Origin of the sequence: Maribacter sp. (assembly GCF_039968975.1) — a bacterium.
Lineage (GTDB): Bacteria > Bacteroidota > Bacteroidia > Flavobacteriales > Flavobacteriaceae > Maribacter.
The window spans coordinates 1-10802 of sequence record NZ_JBDVOT010000248.1 but is presented as its reverse complement, the minus strand read 5'-3'; the positions used below and the strand labels follow the sequence as shown (position 1 = coordinate 10802).

General features: G+C 34.6%; 7 protein-coding genes. 3 read left to right on the top strand and 4 right to left on the bottom strand.

Annotated elements, in window-relative coordinates; all coding sequences use genetic code 11:
• The first annotated feature begins 182 nt into the window (after nt 1-182).
• The 3 genes from ABJI11_RS17335 to ABJI11_RS17325 all read left to right on the top strand — a co-directional run bounded on the left by ABJI11_RS17335 (nt 183) and on the right by ABJI11_RS17325 (nt 2418).
• A complete protein-coding gene (locus ABJI11_RS17335) occupies nt 183-401 on the top strand; it encodes a PLD nuclease N-terminal domain-containing protein (RefSeq protein WP_348355113.1) in 219 nt (72 codons plus the stop codon).
• A gap of 128 nt (nt 402-529) precedes the next feature.
• On the top strand, nt 530-1885 hold the full coding sequence (locus ABJI11_RS17330; RefSeq protein WP_348355110.1) for a DEAD/DEAH box helicase: 1356 nt from the start codon (nt 530-532) through the stop codon (nt 1883-1885).
• Between the two features lie 275 nt (nt 1886-2160).
• Nucleotides 2161-2418 carry a hypothetical protein gene (locus ABJI11_RS17325; protein WP_348355107.1) on the top strand — a complete coding sequence of 86 codons (258 nt, stop codon included), beginning with the start codon at nt 2161-2163 and terminating at the stop codon, nt 2416-2418.
• Between the two features lie 167 nt (nt 2419-2585).
• Here the strand turns inward: ABJI11_RS17325 and ABJI11_RS17320 are convergent, their stop codons facing one another.
• The 4 genes from ABJI11_RS17320 to secA form a co-directional block, all read right to left on the bottom strand.
• Nucleotides 2586-4178, bottom strand: coding sequence for an amidohydrolase family protein (locus tag ABJI11_RS17320; RefSeq protein ID WP_348355104.1), 1593 nt, complete (start codon nt 4176-4178; stop codon nt 2586-2588).
• Nucleotides 4179-4212: 34 nt separating this feature from the next.
• The gene (locus ABJI11_RS17315; protein WP_348355101.1) at nt 4213-6732 is read right to left on the bottom strand and encodes a M14 metallopeptidase family protein; all 2520 of its coding nucleotides are present in this window, start codon (nt 6730-6732) and stop codon (nt 4213-4215) included.
• A gap of 115 nt (nt 6733-6847) precedes the next feature.
• Complete coding sequence (locus tag ABJI11_RS17310) at nt 6848-8068, bottom strand: sensor histidine kinase (RefSeq protein ID WP_348355098.1); 1221 nt, start codon at nt 8066-8068, stop codon at nt 6848-6850.
• 314 nt (nt 8069-8382) lie between these two features.
• On the bottom strand, nt 8383-10802 hold a 2420-nt coding region (gene secA, locus ABJI11_RS17305), incomplete at its 5' end, for a preprotein translocase subunit SecA (RefSeq protein ID WP_348355095.1).

The following is a 10802-nucleotide window of genomic DNA, read 5'->3' as shown; positions in this document are numbered from 1 at the left end:
GTATGTCATAGTATTTGTTTGGGCGGCTAATACATTAAAAAATAAGAGATATATAAAAAGAAATAAGTACGTGTATAATTTCAAGAAGTAAGAATATACTGTTCTATTTGAAATATAGTACTTTATATTGTATTTGATTTTATAACTTTAAGGAATACGTAATTTTTAAAAATCATTTAACTATGGAAACATCGACAGATTTCTCATTTGCAATAGGTACTTGGCAGTCTTTTTTAATTATAGCACTTTTAGTTTGGGTATTTTGTATTGTTGATGTTACACTACATAAATTCAAAAATGATGGTAAAATCACATGGTTTTTAATTGTTTTATTTCTACCATTTTTAGGTTCTATTCTTTATTTATCTTCAGGAAAAAATAGACGTATTTTAAAAGTTTAATCTGAGCTCTATTTATAATTCTACATTTTCATAGCTACTTTTATATTAATTGCCGATAATTCTCTCACTATACGTGATTTGTCAACTAATCAGCATAGCTTTGCAGCTGAAATACAAAAGTGATTGTTATGCCGTTGTTTACCGATTTAAAAATATCTAGAAACTTAGAAAAAGCACTTGATGATTTAGGTTTTGAAAATACTACTCCCATTCAAGAGAAAGCTTTTCCTATTGTAATGAGTGGTAGTGATGTTGTTGGTATTGCGCAAACAGGAACTGGTAAGACTTTTGCTTATTTGCTTCCTATTTTAAACACGCTGAAATTTTCTAAAGATATACATCCTAAGGTTATAATTCTTGTACCTACACGTGAGTTGGTGGTACAGGTTGTAGAAGAGGCAGAGAAGCTGGCTAAATATTCTGGAACTAGAATTTTGGGTGTGTTTGGTGGTAAAAGTATGTTGCGACAAAAAGAGGCTTTGGCATTGGGTACAGATGTATTAGTGGCAACACCTGCTAGACTGTATGATCTTATTCTAACGAAAGCGGTTCAATTAAAACAAGTGAAGAAGCTTGTTATCGATGAGGTCGATGTAATGTTAGATCTTGGTTTTAGATTTCAACTTGTAAATATTTTTGAACTCTTGCCACAGAAAAGGCAGAACATTATGTTTTCTGCCACGATGACCGATGATATTGAATTATTTATTACTGACTTCTTTACAGGTGTTCAAAAAATTGCCATAGCTGTTAGTGGTACTCCTTTGGAGAGCATTACGCAATACGGTTACGCTACTCCTAATTTTTATACGAAAGTAAATCTGTTGGTCAATTTATTGCAAAACGAAGAAACGTACCACAAGGTGTTAGTATTTGTTTCAAGCAAACGTAGTGCCGATTTATTGTTCAAAGAATTGGCAGAGTTTTTTAGTGAAGAAATATGTATTATACATTCTAACAAAACGCAAAATTACAGACTACGCTCCATTAATCAGTTTGACGAAGGTAAGAACCGTATTTTGGTAACTACAGATGTTATGGCACGTGGGTTGGATTTGCAAGAGATATCTCATGTAATAAATTTTGATACTCCGGCGTATCCTGAAAACTACATGCACCGTATTGGTAGAACCGGTAGGGCAGAGAAAGAAGGTACTTCTATTTTGCTGTTTACCGAAAAAGAAGAAGAAGCAAAGAATGCCATAGAAGACCTAATGTCACACAAGGTAAATCAACTACCGTTACCTGAGGGAGTTGAAATTGCCACTCAACTTACTTTTGACGAGCAACCTAAGCATAGAGAACGTGAAAATCCTTTAAATATAAACGAAGAGGAGCGTGGAGCAAGTTTTCATGAGAAATCAGATAAGAACAAGAAGGAGAATCAAGGTGGCTCGTATAAGCGTATTATTAAAAAGAAGTACACTAAACCAAAAACCCGTGGAGATAAGAACTACGGTAAACGTGGTAGAAATAAAAAATAGGTTTTATTTATTTCAAATTAATTGATTCTATATTCAAGAAATAGAGTCTTCTGTTATATCCTGTTTAAAGGGGTGTTCTAAATTTTCTACATTTAAAAACATCGATTAAATACACGTCAAATCGGTATGATGCTTTTAGAACAAAAACCATTCGTCGACACTTTTTGTCGATTCATCACAGATTTTTACGCTAGCCGAAAATTATAGCAGTTTAGCGAGGGTAAGAGCCATTATTCTCAATCTGAAACTACTTTTATATTGTTCAATATTACAATATGAAAGCATTATTTACCTTCCTAATAGTCATTTTCGCCGGAGCATTAGCATTGGCACAAACTCCCCAAACAGATGATGAAGTTAACACTACTGAAGTGGGTATTTTTTTGGCTGATAGCGCTAACGATACTGGCAACGAAAAAACGATTACAATTACTGATGAAACGTCAGTAGCACGTTTATATAGATACAAAAATGCTAGGGTTAACAAAGAATTAGCGTTCGCTACCAAGAAATCTTACGGTAAGTTGGCATAATCTTTGCTTAATATTAAAAGGTGCAATTAAGCACCTTGTAAATTTTAAATTATGATGTTACTTTCAATTTTAATACCAGCAGTTATCGTTATTGCAACTATTGCTTTTACTTCAAAAAATGAAAAAAAAGTACGTCCAATTAAAGTACCTGTAAACAAGCGTAAGTTTTAATTTTTTACGCCAGGCTGCTTAATAGTATAATTACTTTTAGCTTTTGCCTCATCTACTTGGCGTTTTACATCTGCCAGTAGCGCTTTTGAATCATAAACGATTCCGTCTTTAACGGTGTATTTTACACCACCAACCCGAACCACCTCATTGTCCTCGGTAAGTTTAATAGCTCCCGTACCATACAATACTTTGAAATTTTGAAGAGGATTTTCTTCTACTATGACAAAGTCTGCCAATTTGCCTATGGTTACCGAACCTAATTTGTCATCCATACCTAATGCCTCTGCACCATTTAGTGTAGCAGATTGTATGATTTCTAAAGGATGAAACCCAGCTTCACGCATTAATTCAAATTCTCTTATATAGGCAAAACCATATAATTGAAAAATAAACCCAGAATCTGATCCCGTAGTTACGCGGCCTCCTCTATTTTTATATTCATTGATAAACGTCATCCAAAGTTTATAGTTTTTCTTCCATGAAACTTCTTGTTCTGTACCCCAATCATGCCAATAAGATCCGTGAGATACTTTGCTAGGTTGATAAAATTCCCATAAAGATGGCAACGTGTAATCTTCATGCCATTCTGCACGTCTGGCTCGTTGTAAATCTCTACTGGCCTCATAGATGTTGAAAGTTGGGTCTAAGGTAAAATCGAGTTCCAATAATTCGTTCATTACATTATTCCAATGTTCTGAATAGGGTTCAGCTGCTTGTTCCCATAATTTTCCGGCATTCTCAAAGCGATCTTGCTCGTTCTGGTAGTTATAATCCAACGGGAAATCTTGTACCGTTCTGTCATCGAACAATGCTTCTGGTAAACCGTACCAATGTTCCATAGAGGTTAATCCTGCTCGGGCAGAATGCAAAACATTCCAACGGGCAACACTCATTTGCGCATGGTGGCAAGCAGAACCTAATCCTAACTTTTTATTTTCGTCTAATGCCGCTGCCATAATTGCGGGTTCTGCTCCAAAAAACTTAATACCATCGGCACCTTTTTTGGCATTGGCACGTACCCATTCCCTTGCTTGCTCAGGAGTAGAAATAGGAATATCGTTTAGCGGATTAAAAGATTTACTCGTTTGCCCAAATGCAGTATAAGAAATAATACGTGGAGCAATGATTTCATTTTTCTCGCTTTTATGCTTTAAATCCATCGCTATATCAATTCCTCTTCCTGCAACTTCACGAACTGTAGTAACCCCGTGAGCCATCCAAAGTTTAAATACATAATCTGGGTCTGCACCTTGTGAGTCACCACCTATATGTGTGTGCATATCAATAAAACCTGGCATTAAATACATGCCGGTACAATCTAGTTCTTTACCGCCTGTTTTTAATTGTGGTCTTTTAGAATCATCGATGGCTACACCAGGGTAGCCAACAACTTTCACTTCTTTTATAATATTGTTCTCTACAACGATATCGATAGGACCTTGTGGTGGCGCTCCATTACCGTTTATGAGCATTACACCTCTAATGATCAATTGAGAATGTGGACCATCGCCTTCTAATGATTGGGCGATTATGGGTGTTGTCACTAAAAAGGCAATAACCAATAGTAATAGTACTTTTACTTTTATCATTTTGCTGTATGAATTAATTATTAGTGAACTAATGTTAATCTTCAGAGGGTATATTTATCTTATCCCCTAGAAAAAGTGCGTTTAAAAATAATCTATTCGTTCCATACCATGACCCTCTAAAATTAGGATTGTCGGCAAAAAGAACTACACGACCACTGCCCAATTTACTAACAATAAGAGATGCTGAATTCAATATGTTTTCTTGCATATTTTTTTCGGTAATAAAGCCATCTATATGTGCCTTTTTAGAATATTTAGCAACTGTGGCATAAGAGTTTTTGCTGGGGGATAGCCAAACCGAGTTATTTTTATAAACAGGGATGTTGCTATCTCTATACCCATAGGCTAATGGGTGGGTAATATCTAGATCAACATTTAAGATGACCCCGCCAAGACTTTCTTTGCCAATATTTTCACGTGCGTCGACGTAAGGTTTTCTAACAGCGATTTTGGTAGAATCTTTTTCTGTTTTGACAAGTGTTTCTTTTACAAGCTTTTTCTCAATTGCCCATTTACTTGCCGTGCCTATAGTTATAAGGGTATTTCCTCTATTAGTCCAATCTTTAATTTTGGACACCTGTTTCTCCGTAAGATTATATTTTCCAGAAACCATAACCATGGTATTGTATTTGTCTAAACTGACCTTGTTAAAATTGCGCATTGGTATTTTAGTTATAGGCATATGAACACGAGTATCTAGCAAATGCCAAACTTCCCCAGCTTCATAAGAACTAACGCCATCTCCAATCAACATTACAGCCCTTGTTTTTTTGATTGGTGAAATATTGCCACTACCTAAATCTACACCTTCTAGACTAAGGCCAGAATCTACTGCATAAATAGGTACTTCGAATTTTTCTTGTGCTTCTTTAATACTTTTGTATACTGCAGCTGCATCTTCTTTTTGTAAGCTAACAGGAACTAAGACAGTACCGTAATTAAATTTTTTAGTGTCGGTTTTAGTTTTGATGCTAAATAGCTTAGCTGCAGAAGAAACTACAATACCTTTTTTCTGTAAATAGACAAGTGCGGCAGGTGCATTGTAATCATCCCAGTCCATTACATAAGCGTAGTTTGATTTTTGAACCGGACTTGTAGAAATTAAATTTTCTGTTTCGGTAATTTTATCGCCAAGGTTAAGCGTGTTTACGGACTTGTACTTCATATTATAGAAGTTAGCAACCGACCAAGCAGAAGCATCATAATAAACACTATCTCTATATTTTTCATACGTTTCAAACATAGTTTGTACCATTCTGTACTGCGGCTGTTGTGTAGGTACTGTAAATGAATCTCCAGAACGATAAACGTCTATTTTATGTAGTAATAACTTGTCTATAAATGACTTTGTTCTGTTTTTGTCATGAACATCACCAAAAGTATAGCCCTTAACTTTGCTTTTAGCAGCATTGGTTAGCGCGCTTTTAAAGAATTTTTGCTGATACTTACGCATATATTCTTTGTTGTTCACTGCTGTTTTTACGGTGGTAATACCAGAGACGTATTGGTTTCTTATTGTAAAAGCAAAAGTAATTTCACCGAATGAGGTAGTTTGTTTATGACCCCTAGAACTTGCTTGCTCAAATAATAGTCCAAGACCACCTTGAAGATCTGGATATGAAGACCCATACCCTGGGTATGTGCCGTCAAATACTTCTTTGGTAAAGTAAAGTGATCCAATACTATCTAAGCTTTTAGAAAATTCGTTGCCAAAAAGAGTGTTCAAATCTTCATAATTCTCTTTAGGCATGATAGGATCATAAGATGCATTTGTTTTCATTGGTTCAAAGAAATAGGTGCTTTGTGTACCCATTTCATGAAAATCTGTAACGACATTTGGGTACCATTGGTGGTACCAATTTAACTTACCTCTACTTTCTGGATTTATTGCTAATAACCAATCTCTATTGAGGTCAAACCAATAGTGGTTTGTTCTTCCCATTGGCCAGTACTCATTATGTTCAACATCTTGTGGGTCCGCAACTTCCGGATTTCCCTGGTAGGTGTTTGCCCATTGTGTGTGCCTGTCCCGACCATCAGGATTAATGGTTGGGTCTATAAAGATTACAGCATTCCTTAAATAGTTTAATATTTCAGGATTTTCTGAAGCAGCAAATGTATAGGCTGTTAGTAATGCCGCTTCTGAACTAGAAGGTTCATTACCATGTACATTGTATGCTAGATTAATGAAAATTGGAACCTCGCCATAATTGGAAACTGATTTATTAGGGTCTGTAAAAGCTAAATGTTCCTCTCGTAGTTGATCTAGGTTATTTAGATTTTCTGGAGCGGTAATGGTTAACATAACTAATTTACGTCCCTCATGTGTTCTACCGTACTCCGTTATTGATGCCCTGTCAGAGACTTCAGCTAGCTTTTCAAGATAAGCCACAATAAGATCATGTCTTGTATGGTGTTCACCTATACCGTAACCCAAAAATGTTTCTGGAGTTGGTATTTCAGAATTAAAAGGTTGAAATTTTTGGTAGAAATAATCTTGTGCTGAAATAGTACTCCCATAAAGGAATATCAATAATAGTAATTTTTTGATCATTAAGCGTGGTTTGAATGTTACTCGCTTAAATATAAGTATTACTATAAAGATTAGCTAGCATTACTCTGCTTCGCCTATATATTATTATGATAGTGATAATTATTGATTAATTAATTTATACTGTTGGAGATAATTGTTGCTTAATTTCTTGAAACTTGATAATGTAATTAGTCCCTTTTTTAGAATTATCACGTTTTATGGTTCCACGTAATTGTCGCGTAAGATTGTGAATTAATTTTAAACCTAAAGACTTTGTGTTTTTATGGTTAATAGTTTCAGAGAAGCCTATGCCATTATCACCAATTTCCAAAATATAGCAATTTTCATGTTCAGTATCTTTTTGAAGTTTAATACTGATTTCACCTACGTTATCACTTTCAATGCCATATTTTAAAGCATTGGTCAATGTTTCATTAATTAAAAGACCTAAAGGAATTGCAGTGTCTATACCCAGTTTTATATCAGGAATATCAATTTTTAAACTGACATTGTTTTCGTTCCCTTTTATAGATTTAATTAAATATTCTCCTAATTCTAGAACATATGATTTGTATTCAATATGGCTGATGTCATTACGCATATACAACATTTCATGAACCATTGCCATCGCAATCACCCTATTCTGTGTTCCTTTCAGCAAACCTTTCATTGGTCCTGTTTCTATATTTCTAGATTGTAAGCTTAACAAACTAGAAACTGTTTGAAGGTTGTTTTTTACTCTATGGTGAACTTCTTTTAATAGATTTTCTTTTTCGTGTACTTGATTTGCCAGTGCCTTTTTAGATCTGTACATGGCGTTATATGTTTTAAGCAGTGTTTTGCCTAATGTGTTGCCCAAAATGAATACAGCGAACAAAATAGAGACTAAGCTAAATACAGAGCTTGTTTCTTTGGGAACTAGATTCTCCGTTATTCGCAACTCGGGTATAGATTGAGTAAAAACTAAAAGAATAAGTATGGTTATTATATTAAAATATACTCTACCATATTTAGTGCTGTTAATGAATCCGCCAAAGGCAATTAAAGGAATCATGAATATAAACGGACTATGAATTCCACCACTATAAACAGTTACCACTACAGCGGTAAATAAACCTATAATTGATGAAAAATTAAACGTGGGCACTATATTTTTATGGGACCTGAAATAAAGTAAATTGACAAAATTTAAAATAGCAAAACCAGCAAGTGCAAAAGGTATGATTTTAGTTATGTTCAAAAAGAAATAGCATAAAGCTCCGAAAAGAACGGAGATAATGCTTGTGGTATAATTTACCCTTAAAAATAGTTTGGTTTTATCCTGAAGACGTTCTTTGTCAATGGTAAATCCGGGCATAAAAATTGTTTAGGTACTAGAAAATATACAAATTACGTATTGTAAATCTAATTATGTTTTTATCATTATGCTAGTATTTTCTATATAAGTATGAAAAATACAATTAAAAATTTTCTGAATTATATATTTTTTTGCCATAAATAATGGTTAAAAATATTAAATCATTTGTTAATTAATCTATTTTGTGAATATTCTTGAAAATTTATTAAGAATTCAATTAGCTTCTATTTCGTTAATTTATAGAATGTTAGATGTTATGAATAAAAAAAGGCATCTAATAAGATGCCTTTTATTAATATGATATAAACTTTGTTTTAGTCTTGAGTTAAAACCCATGATCCATTTTGTAAAAGTGGCTCGGCTTGTTTAAATTTTACCGTTTTACTTTCACCACTCATTACATTTTTAATGGTAACGCGCTCGTTTCTTCCAATTTTTGGCTGTTCTCTGGTAATCGTTTCAGTAACCGCTGGGCGTTCAGCTTGATTTTGACTTACTGCTCTACTACGAGCCGCCAACTCATCGCTATTAGGAATTTCTTCTTTTGTTGTCTGTAAATTCTCTTTACGTTGAACGTTTCTTTCTTCTTGAATAGCATTAGGGTTCTCTGAAGGTAATTCACCTTTGAACAAGAAAGAGACAACATCTTTGTTCACTTTCTCGATCATAGATTTGAAAAGCTCAAATGCCTCGAACTTATAAATTAATAAAGGATCTTTTTGCTCGTGAACCGCTAATTGTACAGATTGCTTCAACTCATCCATTTTACGTAAATGTGTTTTCCACGAATCATCTATAATAGCCAATGATATGTTTTTCTCAAAATCGGTAATCAATTGCTTACCGTTACTATCATAAGCTTCTTGAAGGTTTGTTACTACATTCAAGCTTTTTATTCCGTCGGTAAAAGGAACTACAATACGCTCAAAGTTGTTGGCATTATCTTCATGTACTTTTTTAATAACTGGGAATGCCGCTGCAGCATTACGCTCCATTTTATCATTATAATACTCGTATGCAGCCTTGTAAATTTTGCCGGTAATTTCTTGAGCAGACAATTTGCCAAACTCAGCTTCATCTACAGGTGCAGTGATAGAGAAGTATTTGATCAATTCAAATTCTAAATTCTTATAGTCACTGGCAGCTTTATTGCTTTCTACGATAACCTCACAAGTATCATAGACCATATTAGCGATATCTAGTTTTAAACGCTCCCCTTGTAATGCATGGCGTCTTCTTTTGTAAACAACTTCACGTTGTGCGTTCATAACATCATCGTATTCCAATAAACGCTTACGTACACCAAAGTTGTTTTCTTCAACTTTTTTCTGAGCACGTTCAATAGATTTAGTCATCATGCTATGCTGAATAACTTCACCGTCTTCCAAGCCCATTTTATCCATCATCTTTGCAACCCTATCAGAACCGAATAAACGCATTAGGTTATCTTCTAAAGAAACGTAGAATTGAGAACTACCAGGATCTCCTTGACGACCAGAACGACCACGTAATTGTCTATCTACACGACGAGAATCATGTCTTTCTGTACCAATAATTGCTAGTCCGCCCGCTTTCTTAACAGCGTCAGACAATTTAATATCAGTACCACGACCTGCCATGTTCGTTGCAATGGTTACAACACCGGCATTACCGGCTTCAGCAACTACATCAGCTTCTTTTTTATGAAGTTTTGCGTTTAGTACGTTGTGCGGCACTTTACGAACACTTAATAATTTAGATAATAATTCTGATATTTCTACAGAAGTAGTACCAATCAAAACAGGTCTACCTGCTTGACTTATTTTGGTAACCTCTTCTATAATGGCATTGTACTTTTCTCTTTTTGTTTTGTAGATAAGATCATTTTTATCTTCTCTAGCGATTGGTCTGTTGGTAGGGATTTCCATAACATCTAACTTGTAGATTTCCCAGAATTCACCAGCTTCTGTAACAGCTGTACCAGTCATACCGGCAAGCTTACTATACATTCTAAAGTAGTTCTGTAAAGTTACCGTTGCAAAAGTTTGTGTCAATGCTTCGATTTTCACATTCTCTTTCGCTTCTATTGCTTGGTGTAATCCGTCAGAGTATCTACGACCGTCCATAATACGACCGGTCTGCTCATCTACAATCATTACCTTATTGTCCATTACCACATACTCGGTATCTTTTTCAAATAAGGTATATGCCTTTAATAATTGGCTCATGGTATGAATACGCTCACTCTTGATCGTGAAATCTTTAAAAAGCTCCTCTTTAAGTTCTGCTTCTTTTTCAATTTCAAGATTTTGATTTTCAATTTTGGCAATTTCTCCACCAATATCTGGCATAACAAAGAAGTCTTTGTCATTTTCGCCTGAAATATAATTAACCCCTTTATCGGTCAATTCTATTTGATTGTTCTTCTCATCGATTACAAACAATAAATCTTCATCAACAACTGGCATTTCCCTGTTGTTGTCTTGCATGTAATAATTCTCTGTTTTTTGAAGCAATTGTTTTACCCCTTCTTCACTTAAGAATTTAATTAATGCTTTATTTTTAGGTAAACCTCTATATACTCTTAATAATAAGAAACCACCTTCTTTAGTGTCACCTTCCGTTATTAGTTTTTTAGCCTCTGCTAAAACTCCCGTTAAATGCTGACGTTGCTTTCTTACGATTTCGTCAACCTTTGGTTTTAACTCATTAAACTCATGACGATCTCCTTCTGGAACCGGACCAGAAATGATTA